Below are 22,123 nucleotides of genomic sequence, written 5' to 3'. Positions count from 1 at the left end.
AAAATTGCAGGCCGGTCGTTGCCGGCCTGCAGGTTTCTCAAATCAGCTGTGCAAACCGCGCTTGTCGACGCCGAGTGCCGCTTCGTGCAGCGCTTCGGACAGCGACGGGTGGGCGTGAACGATGCGGGCGATATCTTCGCTGGATGCGTTGAATTCCATCGCCACCACGGCCTCGGTGATCAACTCGGACGCAAACGGCCCGATGATGTGCACGCCGAGAATGCGGTCGGTTTTGGCATCCGCAAGCATCTTCACGAAGCCGGCAGTTTCACCCAGACCCAGTGCGCGACCATTCGGGCCGAACGGGAATTGGCCCTTCTTGTAATCAACGCCTTCTGCCTTCAACTGCTGCTCGGTCTTGCCGACCCAAGCCATTTCCGGGCTGGTGTAGATCACCCACGGCACGGTGTTGAAATCGATATGCGGATGCTGGCCGGCGATACGCTCGGCCACGGCCACGCCTTCTTCCGACGCCTTGTGCGCCAGCATCGGGCCACGAACCACGTCGCCCACTGCCCAGATATTCGGCAGGCTGGTGCGGCATTCGCCGTCGACGACCACGAAGCCACGCTCGTCCAGCGGCAGGCCAACCGCTTCGGCAGCCAGATTCCAGGTATTCGGGACACGGCCGATCGCGACGACCAGCTTGTCGAAGGTAATGCTGTGGTCTTTACCGTCAGCATCGGCGTAGTCGACCTTGACGCCCTTCTTGCCCGGCTCGACCTTGGCGATCTTCACGCTGGTGCTGATCTTCAGGCCCAGATCCTTGGTGAAGATTTTTTGCGCTTCTTTGGCAATGGCTTCGTCGGCGGCCAGCAAGAAACCCGGTGCGGCTTCGAGCACGGTGACGTCGGCGCCAAGGCGCTTCCAGACCGAACCCATTTCCAGACCGATCACGCCAGCGCCGATCACGCCGAGTTTCTTCGGCACTTCCGGAATCGCCAACGCGCCTTCGTTATCGAGCACGAGCTGGTTGTCGAACGGCACGCCAGGGAAAGCACGCGGGGTCGAACCGGTAGCGATGATCACATGCGTGGTTTCGACCACTTCGATCTTGTCGCCATCGGCGACTTCAAGCTGCCAGCGATCACCGTTGCGACCGAGAATGCGGCCGTGGCCGTGCAGGCTGGCGACCTTGTTCTTCTTGAACAGATAGCCGATACCCTGAGTCAGCTTGGAAACGATGCCGTCCTTGCGCGACAGCATGGTGCCCACGTCGAACTTGGCGCCTTCAACCGAAATACCGTGAGCGGCGAACTTGTGCTCGATACGCTCCCAGTTTTCCGACGATTCCAGCAAGGCCTTGGACGGGATGCAACCAACGTTGAGGCAGGTGCCGCCGAGGCTGGCCTTGCCTTCCTTGTTCTTGAATTCGTCGATGCAGGCGGTATTGAAACCGAGTTGCGCCGCGCGGATCGCCGCAACGTAGCCGCCGGGGCCGGCGCCGATGACGACGACGTCGAATTGTTGAGACATGATGTTTTCCTAAGCAGATGCGAGTCGCACTCGCGAGTCCGGGCGGCTTGCCCCGCCCGTTCCGGAATTACAGATCCAGCAGCAGACGGGCCGGGTCTTCGATCGCGTCCTTGATCGCCACCAGCGACAGCACCGCTTCGCGGCCATCGATGATGCGGTGGTCGTACGATTGCGCCAGATACATCATCGGGCGAACGACGATCTCACCGTTCTCGACCACCGCACGCTCCTTGGTGGCGTGCATACCGAGGATGGCCGACTGCGGCGGGTTGATGATCGGGGTCGACATCATCGAACCGAAGGTGCCGCCGTTCGAGATCGTGTAGGTGCCACCGGTCAGCTCTTCGATGCCGAGCTTGCCTTCCTGCGCACGCTTGCCGAAGTCGGCGATGGTCTTCTCGATGTCGGCCAGGCTCAGCTGGTCGGCATTGCGGATCACCGGCACGACGAGACCGCGCGGGCTGCCAACGGCGACGCCGATGTCGAAGTAGCCGTGATAAACGATGTCTTTACCGTCGACCGAAGCGTTAACGATCGGGTACTTCTTCAGCGCATGCACGGCCGCCTTGACGAAGAAACCCATGAAGCCGAGCTTCACGCCGTGTTCTTTCTCAAAACGATCCTTGTACTTGTTACGCAGATCCATCAACGGCTTCATATTGATTTCGTTGAAGGTCGTCAGGATGGCGTTGGTATGCTGCGACTCAAGCAGACGCTCGGCAACACGGGCACGCAGGCGGCTCATCGGCACGCGCTGCTCGGCACGCTCACCCAGAGCAACGGCCGGCGCAGCTGCGGCTGCCGGCGTCGCGGCAGGCTTGGCCAGCGCAGCCTGTACATCTTCCTTGAGCACGCGACCACCACGACCCGAACCCGCCACCGTGGACGCATCCAGACCGGCATCCGCTGCCAGCTTCTTGGCCGCCGGCATCACCGCGGTGCCAAAGCCCAGCGCCGAAGCGGGCACACCGGCCGAGGCGGCGATCGATTCAATGCGTTGCTGCTGTTCGGCGATTGCGGCGCTCGGGTTCGAGACGGCCGGCGCAGCGACTGCGGCTTGCGCCTCGGTATCAATCGTTGCGATCAGATCAAGGCTGCCGACGGTAGCCCCTTCTTCCAGCACGATGGACGTGAGCACACCGGCTTGCGGTGCCGGGATTTCCAGTACGACCTTGTCGGTTTCGATGTCGATCAGGTTTTCGTCACGCGCAACGGCTTCGCCGACCTTTTTCTTCCAGGTCAGCAGGGTTGCTTCGGCAACGGATTCCGGCAGCTGTGGCACTTTGACTTCGATAATCATGATTGTTTCTCCAATGGGTTCCGGCTTGCGGCGATTCGGGGCGGCCTCGCCGCCCCGCGGAAATTAAAGCGTCAGCGCCTCGTCGACGAAGGCCTTGAGCTGCGCGGTGTGCTTGCTCATGTAGCCGACGGCCGGCGATGCCGACGACGGACGACCTGCGTACTTGAGTTCCTGCTTCGGCAGCGTCGCGCCTTCGAGGCGGTGGCGGATCTGGTGCCAGGCCCCCTGATTGCGCGGTTCTTCCTGAACCCAGACCACTTCACGCGCGTTCGGATACTTCTCGAACTCGGCCTGCAGTTCCTCGGTCGGGAACGGATACAGCTGCTCGACACGAACGATCGCCACTTCCTTGATCTCGCGTTCGGCACGCGCGGTGGCGAGGTCGTAGTACACCTGACCGGCGCAAACCAGCACGCGCTTGACCTTCTTGGCATCGAGTTCGGCGGTATCGCCGATCACGTTGCGGAAGGCGCCATTGCTGAATTGTTCGATCGGGCTGGCCGCGTACTTCGCCTTGAGCAAGCGCTTGCTCATGATGATGATCAAGGGCTTGCGAACCGGGCGCAGCATCTGGCGACGCAGCACGTGGAAAATCTGGCCGGCTTCGGACGGCTGCACCACCTGGACATTGTGCTCGGCGCACATCTGCAGATAACGCTCGACCCGCGCCGAACTGTGCTCCGGACCCTGACCGTCGTAGCCGTGCGGCAACATCATCGTCAGGCCGCACAGACGACCCCACTTGGTTTCGCCCGAGGTAATGAACTGGTCGATCACCACTTGCGCACCGTTGGCGAAGTCGCCGAACTGCGCTTCCCAGATCACCAGCTCATCCGGTGCCGACGAGGCATAGCCGTACTCGAACGCCAGCACCGCCTCTTCGTTGAGGATCGAATCGATCACCGTGAAGTGCGCCTGATTGTCCGACAGGTGTTGCAGTGGAATGCAGGCGCCCTGGTCCCACTTCTCGCGATTCTGGTCGTGCAAGACCGCGTGCCTATGGTTAAAGGTGCCTCGACCCGAGTCTTCACCCGAAATCCGTACCGCATAACCTTCGGTTACCAGCGTGGCGTAGGCCAGCAGTTCGGCCATGCCAAAGTCGACCGGTGCATTACCGGCAGCCATTTCGCCGCGTTCACGCAGGATCTTCTCGACGTTGGCGCGCAGCTTGAAGTTTTCCGGCACCGCGTTGAACTTCTCGGCCAGCCGCTGCAGACCGCCCAGACGCACGGCGGTATCGACCGGGTGGCGCCAGTGGTTGCCCATGTACTTGCCGAAGTCGATCGCGAAATTGCGCTTGTAATCGGTCAGCGTCGTCTGTTCGACGTGCTCGCCGCGATCCAGCGCTGCGCGATAGGTATCGATCATTTCATTGGCTTCGGCCTCTGAAACGATGCCCTCAGCGATCAGGCGATCCGCGTACTTGCGGCGCACGCCCGGATGCTGGCCGATCTTCTTGTACATCATCGGTTGGGTCACGAAGGGATCATCCGCCTCGTTGTGGCCCCAGCGACGGAAGCAGACGATGTCAACCACGACATCCTTGTGGAAGGTCTTGCGATATTCCATCGCGGCTTCCATCACCAGGCACACGGCCTCCGGATCATCGCCGTTGACGTGGAATACCGGCGCTTCGACCATCTTGGCGATGTCGGTACAGTACAACGTCGAGCGGTTGTCGCGGACATCCGACGTGGTGAAGCCGACCTGGTTGTTGATCACGATGTGCACGGTACCGCCGGTACCGTAACCGCGCGTCTGCGACAGGTTGAAGGTACCCTGGTTGGTACCCAGACCGATAAAGGCCGAGTCACCGTGAATCAGCACCGGCAGAACCTGGTCGCCGCACTTGTCGTTGCGACGCTGCTGGCGCGCGCGCACCGAGCCAATCACCACCGGGTTGACGATTTCCAGGTGCGACGGGTTGAACGCGAGGCTCAGGTGGACCGGGCCGTTCGCGGTCGGAATGTCGCTCGAGAAACCCATGTGGTACTTCACGTCGCCGGAAGCCAGCTGGGTGTTGTAACGACCTTCGAACTCGCCGAACAGATCACGCGGCTGCTTGCCGAGAATGTTCACCAGCATGTTCAGGCGACCGCGGTGCGCCATGCCGATGATGATTTCCTGCACGCCGGCGGCGCCGGAGAGCTGGGTCAGGTAATCCATGGCCGGGATCAGCGAATCGCCGCCTTCCAGCGAGAAGCGCTTCTGACCGACGTACTTCTTGTGCAGATACTGCTCGAGCGTTTCCGCGGCGGTGACCTGCTTGAGGATGCGCTTTTTCTGCTGAGCGTTGTACTGCGAGGCCGAACGACGCGATTCGAACCAGCTCTGCACCCAGTGTTTTTCTTCCGACTGGGTGATGTGCATGTATTCGAGGCCGATGCTGCCGCAATACGTCTGCTTCAGGAAGGACAGCACATCGGCGAGTGAGGCTTTTTCCATACCGGCGATATTGGTGCCGAACACCTTGGCCTGATCCGCATCGGAGAAACCGTGATGCTTCTGATCGAGCTCGGGCACATAGGCCTGATCCATCCGTTGCAGCGGATCAAGCGCCGCATTGCGGCTGCCCAGTACACGGTAAGCGGAAATCAGTCGCAGCAGGTTGATCTGCTGGCGAACGGCCGTTTCGTCAACGCTACCCGCCGCCGCCATCATGCGGGGCTTGCGCGTCAGCTGCCGGAACGACTCCTCGATCGGCGCACGGGGCACATCGCGTTCGCTCGCACCGGCGGTTTGCTGCAGCCGGTCGAAGTATTCACGCCACTTGCCGTCTACCGATGCTGGGTCGGCGAGGTACTGTTCGTACAGTTCCTCGATAAACGGCGCATTCCCTCCAAAGAGATGGGAACTAACCTGATACTCGGTCATCATGTGTGGTTCTGTCCTGTCTATCTAGCCAGATGCAGCAGGTCTTTGCCTGACTGCCATGGTATTGCGCCGCCCGAAAAGGCGGCGCATCCACGCGGTTTAACCGCGATCTTTAATATCAACGTAATCGCGACGCGGCGAGCCGGTGTACAGCTGACGCGGGCGACCGATCTTCATACCCGGATCGGCGATCATTTCGTTCCAGTGGCTGATCCAGCCCACGGTGCGCGCCAGCGCGAAGATCACCGTGAACATCGACACCGGGATACCCAGCGCGGTCAGCACGATGCCCGAGTAGAAGTCGACATTCGGGTAGAGCTTGCGTTCGATGAAGTACGGGTCTTCCAGCGCGATCTTCTCGAGCGCCATCGCCAGCTTCAGCTTCGGATCGTTTTCGAGGCCGAGTTCCTTCAGCACTTCGTAGCAGGTCTCGCGCATGATCGATGCACGCGGGTCCATGTTCTTGTAAACGCGGTGACCGAAGCCCATCAGCTTGTGGGTCTTGTTCTTCACGCCTTCCATGAACGCCGGAACATTCTCGACCGAGCCGATTTCGTCGAGCATTTTCAGCACGGCTTCGTTGGCGCCGCCATGCGACGGCCCCCACAGGCAGGCGATGCCGGCGGCGATACATGCAAACGGGTTGGCACCGGACGAACCGGCCAGACGCACGGTCGAGGTCGAGGCGTTCTGTTCGTGATCGGCGTGCAGGATCAGGATGCGATCAAGCGCCTTCACCAGCACCGGGTTCGGCTCGTACGGCTCGCACGGGGTCGAGAACATCATGTGCAGGAAATTGGCGGTGTAGCCCAGATCGTTGCGCGGATACTCGAATGGCAGGCCCTGGTTGTAGCGATAGCACATCGCGGCAATGGTCGGGATCTTCGAGATCAGACGATAGATTGCAACGCGACGGTGTTCCGGATCGTTGATGTCGAGGCTGTCCTGATAGAACGCCGACAAGGCACCGACCACGCCGACCATCATCGCCATCGGGTGCGCGTCACGACGGAAGCCCTGGAAGAAACGGGTCATCTGGTCGTGCACCATGGTGTGCTTGGTGACGACGCGAACGAATTCTTCTTTCTGCGTCTTGCTCGGCAGTTCGCCGTAGATCAGCAGGTAGCACGATTCGAGGTAGTCCGAATGCTCGGCCAGTTGCTCGATCGGGTAGCCGCGGTAATAGAGCTGGCCCAGGTCACCGTCGATGAAGGTGATTTTGGATTCGCACGCCGACGTGGCCAGAAAGCCCGGGTCGAACGTGAACATGCCGGTCTTCGAAAATGCACGGATATCGACGACGCTCGGCCCCAGCGTGGCTGGCAAAATCGGCAAGTCGATCGACTGCTCGCCGTTCTTGTAAGTCAGGGTGACCTTGTTTTCCATCTCTATAGGCTCCAGGTTGGGTGCGGGATCGAGCCCGCTACCGTTATCGTTGTGCAGCGCGAATGCGCTCGATCATCGGCACGAGCTGCGCATCGGGACATGCGCTCGCACCGTTCACGTAGGCCAGGAAATCCTGGTCGGGAAGCAGGAGTACCTCGCCGTAGAGCGCCAGTTCGGCGTCCGACAGCGTGGGCAAAACCTGGGCGACGAAACATTCCAGCTGCAAATCCAGCTCCAGCAGGCCGCGACGCGAGCGCCACAGGATGCGCTTCAGTTCCACTTCGTCCATCTCTTGCTTCCCTTTTGATACGTCCACCGCCAATCAGGCGATGCGCTTGACCATCAGATCCTTGATCTTGCCGATGGCCTTAGTCGGATTGAGTTCCTTCGGGCACACATCGACGCAGTTCATGATCGAATGGCAGCGGAACAGCCGGTACGGATCTTCGAGATTATCCAGACGCTCGTTGGTGGCGGTATCGCGGGTATCGGCAATGAAGCGATAAGCGGCGAGCAGACCGGCCGGGCCGACGAACTTGTCCGGGTTCCACCAGAAAGAAGGACAGGACGTCGAGCAGCACGCGCACAGGATGCATTCGTACAGGCCGTTCAGCTCTTCGCGGTCTTCCTGCGACTGCAGGCGTTCGCGATCCGGCGCCGGCGTGTCGTTGATCACGTACGGCTTGATCGAGTGGTACTGCTTGAAGAACTGGGTCATGTCGACGATCAGGTCGCGCACCACCGGCAGGCCCGGCAGCGGGCGGATCTGGATCGGCTGCTTGAGCGAATCGACATCGGTCACGCAAGCCAGACCGTTGCGGCCGTTGATGTTCATCGCATCCGAGCCACAAACACCTTCGCGGCACGAACGACGGAACGAGACGGAGTCATCGACGACCTTGAGCTTGACCAGCGCATCGAGCAGTTTGTGCTCGGTGGAATCGAGTTCGACGGAATAGTCCTTCATGTACGGCTTCGCGTCCTTTTCCGGATCGAAGCGGTAAATGCTGAATTTGACGGTACGGGTAGTCATGTTCTGTACACCCTTAGTAAGAACGGGTCTTGAGTGCGATCGTCTCGACCGACAAAGGCTTCATATTCACCGGCTTGTAGTTCAGCGCATTGCCTTCGCGGTACCACAAGGTGTGCTTGAGCCAGTTTTCGTCATCGCGGCCATTCGGATTCGCCGGGGTATCTTCGGCATCATCACGCACGTGGGCGCCACGCGATTCGGTACGGGCCTCGGCCGAAATCATCGTCGCCTTGGCGACTTCGATCAGGTTCTGCAGCTCGAGCGCTTCCAGGCGTGCGGTGTTGAAGGTCTTGGACTTGTCGCCGATCTCGATGGTGTCGACCATTTTTTCGACTTCGAGAATCTTGGCGACGCCTTCCTTGAGCATGTCCTTGAAGCGGAATACGCCACAGTGCTTCTGCATCGTTGCCTGCATCGCCAGACGCGCATCGTTCACCTGCGTACCGTTGCTGCGCTGGTTGAGCGCTTCAACACGCGCCAGCGTGCGCTCGACATCGCGAGTCGCCAGCACCGGCAGATCGTGCGGCGCCTGCCTGATGAAATCGATCATCGAGTTGCCCGAGCTCTTGCCAAACACCAGCAAATCAAGCAGCGAGTTGGTACCGAGGCGGTTGGCGCCGTGCACCGAGGCGCAGGCGACTTCGCCGGCGGCGTAGAAACCGCTGACCGGCTGCTCGTCGACGATGACCTCGCCCTTGTAGTTGGTCGGAATACCGCCCATCTGGTAGTGGCAGGTCGGCACGACCGGAATCGGCGCCTTGATCGGATCGACACCGGCAAACTTGATCGAAATTTCGCGAATGCCCGGCAGCTTGGACTTGATGACGTCCGGATCCAGGTGGGTAATGTCGAGCAGGACGTGATCCTTGTTCGGACCACAACCACGACCTTCGTTGATCTCCGTGACCATCGCGCGCGAGACCACGTCACGCGACGCCAGATCCTTGGCATTCGGCGCGTAGCGCTCCATGAAGCGCTCGCCCTCGGAGTTGCGCAGAATGCCGCCTTCGCCGCGAACGCCTTCGGTAATCAGCACGCCGGCGCCGGCCACGCCGGTCGGATGGAACTGCCAGAATTCCATGTCTTCGAGCGGAATGCCGGCGCGTGCCGCCATGCCCAGGCCGTCACCGGTGTTGATGAAGGCATTGGTGCTCGAAGCGAAAATACGGCCGGCGCCGCCGGTGGCGAACAGGGTGGCCTTGGCCTGGAAGACGTAGACTTCCGACGTTTCCATTTCCATGGCGACGACGCCCTGGACGTTACCTTGTTCATCACGAACCAGATCGAGCGCCATCCATTCAACAAAGAACTGGGTATTGGCGCGCACATTGCGCTGATACAGCGCATGCAGCATCGCGTGACCGGTACGGTCGGCGGCGGCACAGGCGCGGCGAACCGGCTTTTCGCCGAAGTTCGACATATGGCCGCCGAACGGGCGCTGATAAATGGTGCCATCGGCGTTGCGGTCGAACGGCATGCCGTAGTGCTCAAGCTCGACGACGACATTCGGCGCTTCGCGACACATGAACTCGATCGCGTCCTGGTCGCCGAGCCAGTCGGAACCCTTGACGGTGTCGTACATATGCCAGTGCCAGTGATCCGGCTCCGAGTTACCCAGCGACGCCGATACACCACCTTGCGCGGCAACGGTATGCGAACGGGTCGGGAACACCTTGGAGATCACGGCGGTCTTGAGACCGGCCTCGGACAATTGCAGCGCGGCGCGCAGGCCTGCACCGCCCGCACCGACGATGACCGCATCGAATTTACGAACTGGAACCGACATCACGCACCCCACACGACTTTAACCGAGTAAACAAAGCTGGCGACAAGCCAGAGGATCGTCAGCACATGCAGCGTCAAACGCACGCCGGTGTGATAGGCATAATCCATCCAGATATCGCGCATGCCGACCCAGGCGTGCCAGAGCAGCGCAACAACGGTCACGGTGGTCAGCACCTTGACCCAGGTACAGGCGAAAAGCGCTTGCCATGCCTCGTAGGAAGCACCCGAAGCAAACAGCACAAATGCGGCAACGGCGATACCGTAAACCAGCATGATCACGGCGGTCACACGCTGCACCAGCCAATCGCGCAGACCGTAATGCGCGCCGACAACCTGACGATTTACCATGCCACCACCCCGAGAACGACAGTAAGAACAAGACTGACAACCATCACGAGCTTGGCGCTCATGCGCGCGGTTGGCAGATCGACGCCCTTATGAATATCCATCAGCAGGAAACGAACACCGGCACAGGCGTGATGCAGCAAGCCCCACAGCACGACCAGCAAGCCGAGCTTCACGAAGGGATTGCCGATACAGGACTTGAAAGCGGCAAAACGTTCCGCCGACGAGAGCGACCCTTCCAGCGCGTACAGAATGAAAGGAATCGATAGAACCAGCAGCGCACCACTGATGCGATGCAGTCCGGAGACAATGGCAGGCAAGGGAAACTTGATCTGCCACAACGCCAAATGCTTGGGGCGTGTTTTTTTCATACGCGCTTATCCTCTCTCCGAGTGTTGAGTGCCGGCGACCCGCTCGCCAGCGTCTTTTTTAGCCTGCCGCCGCACATGGCACCGCAACCAGGCGACATTCTGTCAAACCCCGACGGGAAGCACACTGCGGCTTTCCCGACCTTTTCCACTAACCGCACCTCAGGCCTGCATCAGCACCGGCGGTTCGAACGCCCAGCGCTCGGTTTTCATCCAGGCCACGCTCCACATTTGCGGCCGGCCTTCAAAATCCCGCGCCAGCCGCACCACTTGTAACAGCGCTTCATTCAATTCACATTGCAGCAAGCGCGCTTCCGCTTGTGATGCCGGCATGGCCTTGTAACGAACTTCGGCGTCTTTCAAACGCACCCCGAAATCGCGCCAGCACAACGCCCGGACATCGCCCTTCAATTCGCGCATCTTGCGCACATCCAGATCTGGAAAACCAGCCTCCGGCAGCAGCATTTCCTCGATCCCGACCAGCTCGCCGGCCACGCGCACATGGCGACGAACCTGCCACAACGCCGCACCGCGCCGCAGACCGAGAATATCGGCCAACTGCTCGCCGGCATGGATCTTCACGCAACCGAGCAACTCGAACTTCGGCACCTCGGCACCCTCACCGGACAAGCCGGTAAAACGCCCGCGTGCCAGAAAATCATTGGCACCCTCCACAAAAGTACCCACACCCTGACGGCGGTACAGCAGCCCTTCCGCCACCAGCGCATCGAGCGCCTTACGCACCGTTCCCTGACTCACGCCAAAACGGTCACCCAGCTCGATTTCGCTCGGCAAGGCTTCATCCTCGCGCCAAGTCCCGGCCTCGACCGAAGCCAGCACTTCCCGCATTACTTGGCGGTAGAGAGGTTGAACTGTGAGCTTGCGCATAAGTGTATGAGACGCTTTTTATCATGTTGTCGGAGCGCAGTCTACTACAGTCTTATATAAGACAACAGATGAATCACACTTTACCGGCAAATGCGCTACAGCCTGCACACAGGCTGAAATCGCGTGATAAACTTGGCCTGCTTCAAGAAGAACCCCTTTCATGCGCGCAGTGTGCTTTTGTGACGCATTGCCGTAGTCGTAGACGGCGGACAACCGCCGAGTTTCGGAGTGAACCAATGAAAAAACCCGTACGCGTCGCCGTAACAGGCGCAGCCGGCCAGATCGGCTACAGCCTGCTGTTCCGCATTGCTTCCGGCGCCATGCTCGGCCCGGACCAGCCGGTCATCCTGCAACTGCTAGACATCACCCCCAGCCTGCCGGCATTGAACGGCGTGGTCATGGAACTGGATGACTGTGCGTTCCCGCTACTGCACGGCATTGTCCAGAGCGACGACCCCAAGATCGCATTCAAGGATGCCGACATCGCCCTGCTGGTTGGCGCGCGTCCGCGCGGCCCGGGCATGGAGCGCAAGGACCTGCTCGAAGCCAACGGCGCAATCTTCACCACCCAGGGTCGTGCACTGAACGAAGTCGCCAGCCGTGACGTGAAGGTGCTCGTGGTCGGCAACCCGGCCAACACCAATGCCTACATCGCCATGAAGAACGCACCGGATCTGAACCCGGCCAACTTCACCGCGATGATGCGCCTCGATCACAATCGCGCACTGACGCAGATCGGCCAGAAGACCGGCAACGCCGTCACCGACGTGAAAAAGATGATCATCTGGGGTAACCACTCGGCCACCCAGTATCCGGATATCTTCCACGCCGAAGTAAAGGGCCAGAACGCCGCCAGCCTGATCAACGATCAAAAATGGCTCGAAAGCGACTTCATCCCGACCGTACAACAGCGCGGCGCAGCCATCATCAAGGCACGCGGCCTGTCGTCGGCCGCGTCGGCCGCCAATGCCGCCATCGACCACATCCGCAACTGGGTGCTGGGCACACCGGAAGGCGACTGGGTCACCATGGGCGTACCAGCCAATGGCGAGTACGGCTATAGCGATCTGATCTACGGCTACCCGGTCACCTGCAAGGATGGCAAGTACAGCATCATCGAAGGCCTGGAGATCAGCGAATTCAGCCGCGTCCGCATGGATGCATCGGCGAAAGAGCTGTCGGAAGAGCGCGATGCGATCAAGCACCTGCTTGGTTAAGCCATCTGCGATTTAAAAAAAAAACGGGCTCAAGCAGCCCGTTTTTTTCGCCCGACATCTTTGCGCATCTTGCGTACATACATCCAGCGCATAAAAAAGCCCCGACCAAAGTCGGGGCTTTTTTACTGATGGCCGCACTCGAAGTGCGGCCATCATCAGGCTGAATTACTTCGCTTTCAGCGTATACAGCTTGGTTTGGCCAGCAACTACCGAGCCGGTTGCGACATTCGTAACACCCGCAAACTGGTCGACGTTACTGACGATCACCGGGCTGATGACCGACTGAGCATTCTGCTCAAGGTAAGCCAGATCCAGCTCGAGCACAGGATCCCCAGCATTGACGCGCGAACCTTGCTCAGCCAGGCGCTTGAAGCCCTGACCACCCAGTTTCACGGTATCAACACCGATGTGCACGATCAGCTCGGCACCATTGTCGGCCAGCATTGCGAACGCGTGGTTGCTGTTGAAGATCTTGACGATCGTACCAGCCACCGGCGACACAACCAGCTTGCCGGTCGGGCGAATTGCCACACCTTCACCAACAGCCTTGCTTGCGAAAGCCGGATCCGGCACTTCTTCCAGCGGCACGATATCGCCGGTAATTGGCGCAACCAGCACCAGATCACCTGCAGCAGCCTTGGCCGGTGCAGCAGCGGCGGCAACCGGAGCAGCAGCGGCAGCAGCAACCGGGGCAACGCCACCCTTGAGGGTACGCATCACATCGGCAACCAGCTCGGCCTTCGGCCCGATGATGATCTGAACGTTTTCCTTGTTCAGGCGAACGATACCCGAAGCACCGAGACGCTTGGCCGCAGCTTCGTCAACCAGCGCCGAATCCTTCACACCAAGGCGAAGACGGGTGATGCACGCATCAATCGACGTCAGATTGGCGTTGCCACCGATCACATCAAGGTAACCACGAGCCAGCGTCGCGTTATCCGACGATACCGGTGCAGCAACAGCTACCGAACCATCTTCAGCCAACTCATCATCCTCACGGCCCGGGGTCTTCAGATTGAAGGCACCGATCACAGCACGGAAGCTGACATAGTAGATGATGAAGAAGACGATGCCCTGCGGAATCAGCATGTACCACTCACGCGCCAGCGGGTTACGCGACGAGAGCACCATGTCGACCAGGCCGGCACTGAAGCCGAAACCGGAGATCCATTGCATGCTGGCGGCGATGTATACCGAAACACCCGTCAGGAAGGCATGCAACAGATACAGCGGCGGCGCCACGAACATGAACGAGAATTCAAGCGGCTCGGTAATACCGGTGAAGAACGCGGCAAACGCGGCAGCAATCATCAGCGAAGCAACGCGAGCCTTGTTCTGCGGCTTGGCGGTGTGATAGATGGCCAGCGCAGCACCCGGCAGGCCGAACATCATGATCGGGAAGAAACCAGCCTGATAACGACCGGTAAGACCGAGCACAGCCTTGCCTTCAGCGATCGACTTGGCACCACCGAGGAAGTTCGGGATATCGTTGATACCCGCGACGTCAAACCAGAACACCGAGTTCAGCGCGTGATGCAGGCCCACCGGGATCAGCAGACGGTTGAAGAAGGCGTAGATACCGGCACCGAGGCTACCCATGCCTTGAATGGTTTCACCGAAGTGAACCAGGCCGTTGTAGATCACCGGCCAGATCAGCATCATCGCGAAAGCGACGAAAATCATCACGAAGGACGTGAGGATCGGCACCAGACGCTTGCCACTGAAGAAGGCCAAAGCCTTGTGCAGTTCGACATGGCTGAAGCGGTTATAGAGTTCAGCCGTAATCACACCAGTCAGAATACCGACGAACTGGTTGTTGATTTTGCCGAAGGCCGCCGGCACTTCCGCGAGCGGAATACCTTGAATCATCGACACGGCAGCTGGCGACAGCAGCTTGGTCAGTACATAGAAACCAACCAGACCGGCCAGCGCGGCAGCGCCATCCTTGTCCTTGGACATACCGTAAGCAACACCAACCGCAAACAGAACGGCCATGTTATCGATGATCGCGGCACCAGCCGTAATCAGGAACGCCGCAACAGCGCTATTACCACCCCAACCCGTCGGATCCAGCCAGTAGCCGATACCCATCAAGATTGCGGCAGCCGGCAGCGTTGCCACCGGCACCATCAGCGCACGGCCGATTTTTTGTAAATATCCTAGAACGTTCACACCTACCCCCTTTTTTCGCATTCATGCAGGACGCCACCAAGCGACCCTGCCCAACACCATCGAAGCCCCAATACAGGCGGCAACAGGCTCGCCCACAGCGCCTACCACTTCCCTACCCGGATTTTTGCAACCCGCTTGCAGTGCTCATTCTGCCTCCTATCTGACTTTACGGTAAATAAAGTGACATAAACCTAAAGGCTAACGTAAATAAATTAGTACTTTATGGCGAGGCGTGACCGATTTTTCCACTTGTCACCGGGCCATGGCAATCAATCTGCCATCATTCAGCAAGGGAAATCACCTATCCCGATGAATACACTAACGAATTATTGAATAACGGTTTAACCCATTCAGCATTACCCCCTCCCGACAGGAGACTCGCCATGGAAGAAATCCCGACACCACCGCCCCCGAAAAAATCGGTTGCGCTATCAGGGGTCGCCGCAGGCGAGACGGCAATATGCACGGTCGGCAGGAACGGTGACAATTTACACTACCGTGGCTACCCGATTTTTGCGTTGGCGCAAGGCTGTGCCTACGAAGAAATCGCCCACCTGCTCATCCACCAACGACTCCCGGACGAAGCAACGCTGGCGCAATACCGGCAACGACTGATCGCCGCCCGCGGCCTCCCTCGCGAAGCCATCGCCATCCTCGAGCACATTCCCGCCGCCACGCACCCGATGGATGTATTGCGAACCGGCGTTTCCGCGCTCGGCTGCATCCTTCCCGAAAAGGAAGAGCACGGCGCGACCGGCGCCAGAGAGATCGCCGACCGCCTTCTGGCCACTCTGCCATCGCTACTACTGTACTGGTATCACTTCAGCCGGCACGGCCGCCGCATCGATACCGAAACCGGTGACAGCGGCATCGCCGGCCACTTCCTGCGTTTGCTGCATGGCCAGCCCGCCTCGCCCGAGCATGTTCGCGCGCTCGACCAGTCGCTCATCCTGTACGCCGAACACGAATTCAATGCATCGACTTTCACCAACCGGGTCATCGCCAGCACCGGCACCGACCTGTATGGCTGCATCTGCGGCGGCATTGCCGCCCTGAAGGGCCCCAGACACGGCGGCGCCAATGAAGTCGCCATGGACATTCTGGCCCGCTACGACTCGGCGGATGAAGCAGAAGCAGATATGACGAAGCGGCTTGATCAACACGAAATCGTCATCGGTTTCGGCCACCCTGTTTACACACAGTCCGACCCGCGCAGCCCGATCATCAAGGCGATTTCGCAACGGCTCTGCCAGACCGGAGGCAACCCGCGCCTTTTCGAGATTTCCGAGCGGATCGAAACGATGATGCGAACCCGAAAAAACCTGTTTCCCAATCTGGATTGGTACTCGGCATCGGCCTATCACATGCTCGGCATCCCGACCGAGCTGTTCACGCCGCTGTTCGTCATCGCGCGTACCAGCGGCTGGGCCGCGCATGTGATCGAACAACGCGCCAGCGGCAAGATCATCCGGCCGACCGCCATTTATACCGGCCCAGCAGAACGCATGGTCCCGCCCATTGAGGAACGCACCGCGTGAACCACTACCAACGCCATGCCGACGCGCTTTTGCAAACGATTGCCGATTACGTCTGCCAGCCGTTCGCCCCCAGCGAGGAAGCCATCGCCACTGCCCGGCTTTGCCTGCTCGACAGCCTGGGCTGCGCGATTGCCGCACTCGACCACCCCGCCTGCACCCGGCTGCTCGGCCCCATCCTGCCGGGCACCAAAACCCCCAAGGGCGCACGGGTCATCGGCACTGGCGAGATACTCGACCCGGTCAAGGCCACGTTCGACGCCACGACGCTGATCCGCTGGCTCGACTACAACGACACTTGGCTCGCCGCCGAATGGGCTCACCCGTCCGACAATCTCGGCGCGTTACTGGCGATAGCCGACTGGCGCTGCCGCAACGATCACCCGGTTACACAGCGGCAGCTCTTGATCGCCATGATTCAGGCCTACGAAATCCAGGGCGTGCTCGCACTGGGTAACGCCTTCAACCGGGTCGGGCTGGATCACGTTCTGCTCGTCAAGGTCGCAAGCTGCGCCATCGCCATGCACATGCTTGGCGGCGATAGAAACGACGTCATCAACGCACTTTCGCACACCTGGCTTGATGGCACGCCGCTGCGCGTTTATCGCCATGCGCCCAACGCCGGCCCGCGCAAATCCTGGGCAGCCGGCGATGCGGCCAGCCGCGCAGTCTGGCTGGTGCTACTCACCCGCAAGGGCGAACTCGGCTATCCCACCGCCATCACCACACCGACTTGGGGATTTCAGGATGCGCTCTTTCGCGGGCAGGCCATCACCCTCGCGCAACCACTGACGAGTTACGTGATGGAGCACATTTTGTTCAAGGTCGCCCATCCGGCCGAGTTCCACGGCCAAACCGCGGTCGAAGCCGCGATTCAGTTGCACCCGCAACTGATCGGCCGGTTTGACAGCATAGCCTCGATCGAAATCAGCACCACCGAAGCGGCCATGCGCATCATCGTTCGCGATGGTCCGCTGACCAACCCGGCCGCGCGCGACCATTGCCTGCAATACATGACCGCAGTGGCGCTACTGCGCGGCGACTTGAATGCCGGCGACTACGAAGACGATGCCGGCAGTGATTCACGCGTCGAGCGACTACGCGCCAAGATGACCGTCATCGAGAATCCGCAATGGAGTCGCGACTACCTCGACCCGCAAAAACGCAGCATCGCCAATGGCATTCGCATCCACTTCAACGACGGTAGCCGCGAGATCACCCAAGCGGTTGAGCTGCCGCTCGGACATCGTTTGCGCCGCACCGAAGCACGCCCGCACCTGATCGACAAGTTCAAGGCAAACACCGCGCAGCATCTGAACCCCCACCAGCAACAGGCACTCATCCGTCGCATCCTCGACCCCGATTGCGACGCCGCCCCTGTCGCCGAACTCGTCGACCTGACCATCGCCTGAAGGCGTCCATCCTTCGACACAGTGGTTTGCCGTATCGCAGCCCGATAGAATGCGGTGCGATACCGCTTCAAGCCGAGGATGAACGCCCGATGAAACTGCGCCCCCGTACGCTCTGGATAGCCGCACTGACACTCCTTGGCGCAGGCGTACTGATTGCCGCCGTCACTCATCAACCCGCCCCGGCATCGACGCCAGCCCGCGCTGCAGCGGTGGAGTTGGCGCAGGAAGATGTCGTTACCGTCAGCCGCAGCGACGTAACGCATACCCTCGCGGTCACCGGCACCTTGCAGGCCGAGCAGCAGACCACGATCACCGCGCAGATCGAAGGCCAGATCGCCGCGATTGAAGTCCGTCCCGGCCAGCGCGTCCAACGCGGGCAGATTATCGCCAGACTGGATGCCAGCGACCTGGATCGCCAAGTCACCGTCGCCCAAGCCCAGCTTGCAAAACGCCGCGACTTGCTTGATTACAACCGCCGCTTGAGCGAACGCAACCAGAACCTACTCAAACAGAACTTCATCTCCAAGAACGCCTTCGATACAACGCAAAGCCAGCTACAGGCCGCCGCCGCCGATGCACACGTCGCCGAGGCGCAGCTCGGGCTGGCACGGCAGGCGCAGGCAAAAACCGTCGTCCGCGCACCGTTCGATGGCGTCATTGCCGAGCGCCTTGCCGAGCCCGGCCAGCATCTGGGCGTCAACGGCAAGCTCTTCACGCTGATCGATCTTTCCAGCCTCGAGCTGATCGCCAACATTCCGGCCCGGCGGATCGGTGAAATCCGCCTCGAACAGACGGTCAGCTTTCAGGTCGATGGCTTTCCGGCGCGCTATACAGGCCACATCGTCCGCATCAATCCCGGCGTGAACGACGCATCCAAGGCCGTCGAGGTCTATGTTCGCATCGACAATCGCGATGACGCACTGCGTAGCGGCCTGTTTGCACAGGGCATCATCGATATCGCGAAGCACGCCTCGGTACTCGCCCTGCCACTGAGCGCGCTGCACGAAGAAAACGGCCAAAGCTACGTACTCGCCATCGAATCGGGCAAGCTGGTTCGCCATGCCGTGCGCACCGGCGCCCGCGACGAGCACAACGGCCGAATCGAAATCATCGACGGCCTGAAACAGGATGCCGTCGTGCTCGCAAGCGGCGTACAGCTCGCACCCGGCGCCATGGTCAAACTCCCCGCCCGCCGCTAAGCCACTCACCAGGAGCAACACCGATGTGGTTTACCCGCGTCAGCATCCAGAACCCGGTATTTGCGACCATGATGATGCTGTCGCTGCTCGTTCTCGGGCTGTTTTCAATCAAGCGACTGCCGGTCGAGGAGCTGCCGGACGTCAAGTTCCCGGTGGTAGTGGTCAGCACCCAGTATCCGAGCGCAGCACCGGAGATCGTCGAATCCGACGTCACCAAGAAAATCGAAGAGGCACTCAATACCGTCAACGGCCTTGAGCAACTGCATTCGTACTCCTATCAGGGCTTGTCGGTGGTCGTTGCCGAATTCGATCTCTCGGTCGAGCCCGAAATCGCCGTTCAGGATGTGCGCGAAAAGGTCGCCGCCGTCACGCCGACTTTCCGCGATGAAGTCAAAACGCCGACGATCAGTCGTTACAGCCCGGACGACCTCCCTATCGCCTCGCTGGTCCTGCGCTCCGACCGGCTCAGTCCGCGTGAACTGACCAGCCGTGCCGAACAGGTTTTCAAGAAACGCTTTGAAACCATCCAGGGCGTCGGCCAGGCCGAACTCGTCGGTGCAACGGCACGCCAGATCGAAGTGATATTGCGGCCGCAAAAGCTTGCCGAACTGAAAATCGGCATCAACGACGTGATGAATGCGCTGCGGGCGCAAAACGCCGAAGTCCCGGTCGGCACGATTCAGTCGCGCGGGCGCGAAGAGGTCGTGCAGATCAAGGGGCTGCTGAAAACGTCGACCGACTTCGGCAAGGTCATCGTCGCCTGGCGTAGTGGCGCGCCGATTTATCTTGGCGACGTCGCCACGGTGCGCGACGGGCAGGCAGAGGAAGACAGCCTTGCGCTCGTCAATGGCCAGCGGGCCATCTCGATCGACATCAAGAAGGTCAATGGTGCCAACACCGTCGAGGTCAGTGACCGGATTCACGCCGAGATGGACACCCTCAATCGCGAGTATGCGGCCGAGGGCATCAAGCTCTCCCTCCTGACCGACAATGCCGAAGGCATCCGTGCCTCGCTGTCCGACGTCAAAACCACGATGATCGAAGGCGCCCTGCTGACCATCGCCATCGTCTTTCTCTTTCTTGGCTCATGGCGCAGCACCGTCATCACCGGCCTGACGCTGCCAGTGGCGCTGATCGGCACCTTTTTCGTACTGTATATCGCCGGTTTCACCATCAACGTCATGACGATGATGGCGCTCTCGCTCTGCATCGGCCTGCTGATCGACGACGCCATCGTGGTACGTGAAAACATCGTCCGCCACGCGGCGCTGGGCAAGGACCACTACACAGCGGCGATGGACGGCACCAGGGAAATCGGCCTTGCCGTACTGGCCACCACGTCGACCATTGTCGCGGTGTTCCTGCCGGTCGGTTTCATGGGCGGCATCATCGGCAAGTTCTTCCACCAGTTCGGCCTGACGGTCTGCGCGGCGGTGCTCATTTCGATGTTCGTCTCGTTCACGCTTGATCCGATGCTTTCGTCGGTCTGGGCCGATCCGCACACCCATGGCGGCAAGCGCCCGCTGGGCCGCCTGCTCGACACCTTCGAGAACGGCATGAATTGGCTATCCACCCGCTACAGCGCGCTGATCCGCTGGAGCCTTGCTCATCGCCTCGCCGTGATCGGCATCGCCCTGGCCAGTCTGGTCGCCGCTTTTATGCTTGCGCGCTTTATCGGTGCCGAATTCGTACCCAAACCCGACTTATCCAAGGTTTCACTGCAATTCGAAACCCCGGTCGGCTCGTCACTGGAATACACCGCAGCAAAAACGCGGCAGGTCGAAACAGCGCTCAAGGCCTTTCCCGAGGTGCGCGAAACCTATACCGCAATCAACACCGGCGGCGCTCAAGGCAAAAACAGTGCGCGCATGACCATCATGCTGACACCGAAAAAAACCCGCGCGCGCAGCCAGAACGAACTGATCGCCCAGTTCCGCACCCGGCTTGCCGCGATCGCCGGCGTATCGATCCGGTCCATCATGCCGCTGGGCGGCGGTGGTCCGGAAGGCAAGGCGATCCAGATCTCGCTGCAGGGCACCGATCTGGCGCGCTTGCGCACCCTGAGCGGCGACTTCACTTCCCGCCTCAACCAGATCCCCGGCGTGGTCGACGTCGAGGCCAGCATGAAAGCTGCGCGGCCGGCACTGGATATCGACATTAACCGCGATCGCGCCGCCAGCCTCGGGCTCGACATCTCGCAAATCGGCAGCGCGTTGCGTCCACTGGTAGCCGGCGAAGAAAGCGGCAACTGGCTGGCACCGGACGGTGAAAGCTATGACGTCAATGTGCGCCTGGCCGCCAATGCGCGCGAAAATCGCAGCAGTCTGGAGAGCATCCATTTCACCAGCAGCCTGCGTGACGCCAACGGCCTGCCGATACTGGTGCCGCTCACCGAAATCGCCACGGTTCGATCATCGGAAAGCCCGGTCCAGATCAACCGGCGCAATCTGTTCCGCGAGTCGAACATCACCGCCAACGTCGCCGGCCGTACCACCGGGGAAGTTCAGCGCGACATCGACAAACTGCAAGCCGAGTTCAAACTTCCGCCGGGTTACCGTTTCGTGGCCGGCGGCGACACCAAGAGCATGCAGGAATCCGCCGGCTATGCCCTCGCCGCGCTGCTGCTCGGCGTCATCTTCATTTACATGATTCTCGCCTCGCAGTTTGGTCACTTCCTTCAGCCGTTCGCGATCATGACCTCGCTACCGCTGTCGCTGGTGGGCGTCCTGCTGGCACTGCTGATGTGGCGCAGCACGCTGAACATTTTTTCGATCATTGGCGTCATCATGCTGATGGGCCTCGTCACCAAGAACGCCATCCTGCTGGTCGACTTCGTCAATCATCTGCGCCGCGAAGGCATGGATCGTGCGGACGCCATTGCCGAGGCTGGCCGGGTGCGTTTGCGGCCCATCCTGATGACCACTGCCGCGATGATCGTCGGCATGCTGCCACTGGCCTTTGCGCTGGGCGAAGGCTCGGAACAGCGCGCACCGATGGCGCACGCCATCATCGGCGGCGTGATCACCTCGACGCTACTGACCCTGGTCGTGGTGCCGGTCGTGTTTACCTGGCTCGACGATCTCAGCGCATGGTGCATAAGAAGCCTGCGCAAGTCGCGCGCTTGAGGGTCCAC

Annotated in this window: 16 protein-coding genes; 5 read left to right on the top strand and 11 right to left on the bottom strand. The window is 60.4% G+C overall.

All coding sequences use genetic code 11. From position 1 onward, the window contains the following. Positions 1-42: 42 nt before the first annotated feature. The 10 genes from lpdA to JLC71_RS04040 form a co-directional block, all read right to left on the bottom strand. Positions 43-1,476 carry a dihydrolipoyl dehydrogenase gene (lpdA, locus tag JLC71_RS04085; protein ID WP_200917401.1) on the bottom strand — a complete coding sequence of 478 codons (1,434 nt, stop codon included), beginning with the start codon at positions 1,474-1,476 and terminating at the stop codon, positions 43-45. 67 nt (positions 1,477-1,543) lie between these two features. Beyond that, positions 1,544-2,776, bottom strand: coding sequence for a 2-oxoglutarate dehydrogenase complex dihydrolipoyllysine-residue succinyltransferase (gene odhB / locus JLC71_RS04080; RefSeq protein WP_200917400.1), 1,233 nt, complete (start codon positions 2,774-2,776; stop codon positions 1,544-1,546). A gap of 63 nt (positions 2,777-2,839) precedes the next feature. Continuing rightward, complete coding sequence (locus JLC71_RS04075; protein ID WP_200917399.1) at positions 2,840-5,653, bottom strand: 2-oxoglutarate dehydrogenase E1 component; 2,814 nt, start codon at positions 5,651-5,653, stop codon at positions 2,840-2,842. Between the two features lie 96 nt (positions 5,654-5,749). Next, entirely contained in the window at positions 5,750-7,036 is a 1,287-nt protein-coding gene (gene gltA, locus JLC71_RS04070) for a citrate synthase (RefSeq protein WP_200917398.1), read from the bottom strand. Between the two features lie 43 nt (positions 7,037-7,079). Next, positions 7,080-7,325, bottom strand: a complete 246-nt coding sequence (locus tag JLC71_RS04065) for an FAD assembly factor SdhE (protein ID WP_200917397.1) — start codon at positions 7,323-7,325, stop codon at positions 7,080-7,082. Positions 7,326-7,358: 33 nt separating this feature from the next. Next, positions 7,359-8,069 (bottom strand): succinate dehydrogenase iron-sulfur subunit, encoded by a 711-nt coding sequence (locus JLC71_RS04060; RefSeq protein ID WP_200917396.1) that lies wholly within the window; start codon positions 8,067-8,069, stop codon positions 7,359-7,361. A gap of 13 nt (positions 8,070-8,082) precedes the next feature. Continuing rightward, the gene (gene sdhA, locus JLC71_RS04055) at positions 8,083-9,855 is read right to left on the bottom strand and encodes a succinate dehydrogenase flavoprotein subunit (protein WP_200917395.1); all 1,773 of its coding nucleotides are present in this window, start codon (positions 9,853-9,855) and stop codon (positions 8,083-8,085) included. Then, complete coding sequence (sdhD, locus tag JLC71_RS04050) at positions 9,855-10,202, bottom strand: succinate dehydrogenase, hydrophobic membrane anchor protein (protein WP_200917394.1); 348 nt, start codon at positions 10,200-10,202, stop codon at positions 9,855-9,857. The genes sdhA and sdhD overlap by 1 nt, the downstream gene beginning before the upstream one ends. Beyond that, positions 10,196-10,570: a succinate dehydrogenase, cytochrome b556 subunit gene (sdhC, locus tag JLC71_RS04045; RefSeq protein WP_200917393.1), complete on the bottom strand. Its 375-nt coding sequence runs from the start codon at positions 10,568-10,570 to the stop codon at positions 10,196-10,198. The genes sdhD and sdhC overlap by 7 nt, the downstream gene beginning before the upstream one ends. A 159-nt stretch (positions 10,571-10,729) precedes the next feature. Next, positions 10,730-11,455, bottom strand: coding sequence for a GntR family transcriptional regulator (locus JLC71_RS04040; protein WP_374757617.1), 726 nt, complete (start codon positions 11,453-11,455; stop codon positions 10,730-10,732). Positions 11,456-11,691: 236 nt separating this feature from the next. Here JLC71_RS04040 and JLC71_RS04035 point away from each other — a divergent pair, with 236 nt between their 5' ends. Further along, a complete protein-coding gene (locus JLC71_RS04035; protein ID WP_200917391.1) occupies positions 11,692-12,672 on the top strand; it encodes a malate dehydrogenase in 981 nt (326 codons plus the stop codon). A gap of 165 nt (positions 12,673-12,837) precedes the next feature. On the opposite strand, the gene nagE is transcribed toward JLC71_RS04035, so the two are convergent. Further along, positions 12,838-14,844, bottom strand: coding sequence for an N-acetylglucosamine-specific PTS transporter subunit IIBC (gene nagE / locus JLC71_RS04030; protein ID WP_200917390.1), 2,007 nt, complete (start codon positions 14,842-14,844; stop codon positions 12,838-12,840). 383 nt (positions 14,845-15,227) lie between these two features. On the opposite strand from nagE, the gene prpC reads away from it, so the two are divergent. From prpC to JLC71_RS04010, 4 genes are all read left to right on the top strand, one after another. Further along, entirely contained in the window at positions 15,228-16,382 is a 1,155-nt protein-coding gene (prpC, locus tag JLC71_RS04025) for a bifunctional 2-methylcitrate synthase/citrate synthase (RefSeq protein WP_200917389.1), read from the top strand. Continuing rightward, on the top strand, positions 16,379-17,791 hold the full coding sequence (locus JLC71_RS04020) for a bifunctional 2-methylcitrate dehydratase/aconitate hydratase (RefSeq protein ID WP_200917388.1): 1,413 nt from the start codon (positions 16,379-16,381) through the stop codon (positions 17,789-17,791). Before prpC ends, JLC71_RS04020 begins: the two co-directional genes overlap by 4 nt. 89 nt (positions 17,792-17,880) lie before the next feature. Next, positions 17,881-18,990: an efflux RND transporter periplasmic adaptor subunit gene (locus JLC71_RS04015; protein ID WP_200917387.1), complete on the top strand. Its 1,110-nt coding sequence runs from the start codon at positions 17,881-17,883 to the stop codon at positions 18,988-18,990. Between the two features lie 23 nt (positions 18,991-19,013). Then, entirely contained in the window at positions 19,014-22,115 is a 3,102-nt protein-coding gene (locus JLC71_RS04010) for an efflux RND transporter permease subunit (protein ID WP_200917386.1), read from the top strand. The last annotated feature ends 8 nt before the right edge of the window (positions 22,116-22,123 follow it).

Origin of the sequence: Jeongeupia sp. HS-3, from assembly GCF_015140455.1 — a bacterium.
Classification (GTDB): domain Bacteria; phylum Pseudomonadota; class Gammaproteobacteria; order Burkholderiales; family Chitinibacteraceae; genus Jeongeupia.
Note: the sequence above shows the minus strand (reverse complement) of the source record. Positions and strands in the feature narration are given on the sequence as shown.